The sequence below is a fragment of the Xenorhabdus littoralis genome (assembly GCF_033949345.1).
GTDB lineage: Bacteria > Pseudomonadota > Gammaproteobacteria > Enterobacterales > Enterobacteriaceae > Xenorhabdus > Xenorhabdus littoralis.
In genome coordinates, this window is record NZ_VCDP01000146.1 from 1 (window position 1) to 1,770 (window position 1,770).

At 55.8% G+C, this 1,770-nt stretch carries 1 protein-coding gene; it reads left to right on the forward strand.

Annotated elements, in window-relative coordinates; all coding sequences use genetic code 11:
• On the forward strand, positions 1-1,770 hold a 1,770-nt coding region (locus FE394_RS18675), incomplete at both ends, for a condensation domain-containing protein (RefSeq protein WP_319927832.1).

Sequence of the window (1,770 nt, forward strand, 5' to 3'; positions counted from 1 at the left end):
GAACTGGAAACCCTGCTGGCGCAGATTTGGCAGGAGCTACTGGGCTTGGAGTGTGTCGGTCGTCATGATCATTTCTTCGAACTCGGCGGCCATTCACTGATGGCGGTCAGCCTGATTGAACGACTGCGCGTTTTGGGGCAGACACTTGATGTCCGCAGCATCTTCTCGGCACCGATCCTTTCCGAGATGGCTCTGACTATTCAGGCTCTTCAAGCGGTACCTGCTTTCATAGTTCCCCCTAATCGCATTAGCAAAGACTGTATTGTCCTTACCCCCGATCTGTTGCCACTGGTGGCACTGTCCCAGACTGAGCTCGATACCATTGTCGACACCGTTCCCGGCGGCGCGGCCAATGTGCAGGATATCTATCCGCTTGCCCCGTTGCAGGAAGGCATTCTGTTCCACCATCGCTTGCAGGAACAAGGGGATACCTATCTGTTAAACAGCCTGGTGGCTTTTGATAGTCGTACACGTCTCGACGCCTTCCTTGGCGCCCTGCAACAAGTGATCGACCGCCACGACATCCTGCGTACCGCCATCTGCTGGCAGGGACTGACCCAGCCCGTACAGGCAGTCTGGCGACAGGCTCCGTTATCGGTGAACACCTTTGTGCCGACCTCAGAAAACAATGTACTGGCCCAGCTACAGGACCATATTGATCCACGACAGCGCCGACTTAATCTTAGTCAGGCACCGCTGCTCACCGCTGACATTGCCCATGATCCGGCCAGTCACGAATGGCTGCTGGCGCTGAGTTTTCATCATCTGATAGGCGATCATATGACACTGGCACTTATCGTCGATGAAATTCGCCTGTTGTTGCAGGGGGATTCTGAAGAACTGCCCAATTCGCTGCCGTACCGCAATTTTATCGCCCAAACCCTGAGCGTGCCGGTTTCTGAGCATGAGGACTACTTCCGCGCCCGGCTCGCCGATGTCGATACCCCAACCGCCCCCTTTGGTTTGCTTAATGTGCAAGGCGACGGCGGGGATATTACCGAAGCCCGTTTGTTGCTGGATACCCCGCTGGCCCGGGCGATCCGCAAGCAGGCCCGCCGTCTGGGTATCAGCCCAAGTGTACTGTTCCATGTTGCCTGGGCGCAGGTGTTGGCGCAGACCAGCGGCCGTGACGATGTGGTCTTCGGCACCGTACTGTTGGGCCGTCTGCAAGGCTCTGCCGGTACCGATCGGGTCATGGGTATGTTTATCAATACCCTGCCAGTGCGGGTGTCCCTTGCCAGTCGCAGTGCACTTGAAGTGGTACAGACCACCTACCGTAACCTCACAACATTGCTGGAACATGAACAGGCTCCTCTGGCGCTGGCCCAGCGTTGCAGTGGTGTGACGCCACCAATGCCATTATTCAGTGCGCTGCTTAACTACCGCCATAGCCAGCCAGACGCAGACGATACCGTCTGGGACGGCATGCGTTTGTTGGCAACAGAGGAGCGTAATAACTATCCGCTGACCCTCTCGGTAGATGATTTAGGGGAAGGCTTCAATCTCGTGGCTCAAACTATTTCAGGGGTTGACCCCTCCCGGGTGGCAAACTATCTGGTTATGGCCATCAGTGGCCTGATTGAAGCACTGGCAACTGAACCCCAGCAATCTATTTTGAGCGTGCCGGTCCTGCCTGCTCCCGAACGTCAGCAAATACTGGTGGGCTTCAATAACACCGAGGCTGACTTCCCAAGAGACGTTTTGCTCCATGAATTGTTTGAGCAACAGGTGGTACGCACTCCAGATGCCACTGCTGTGGTATTTGAAGAA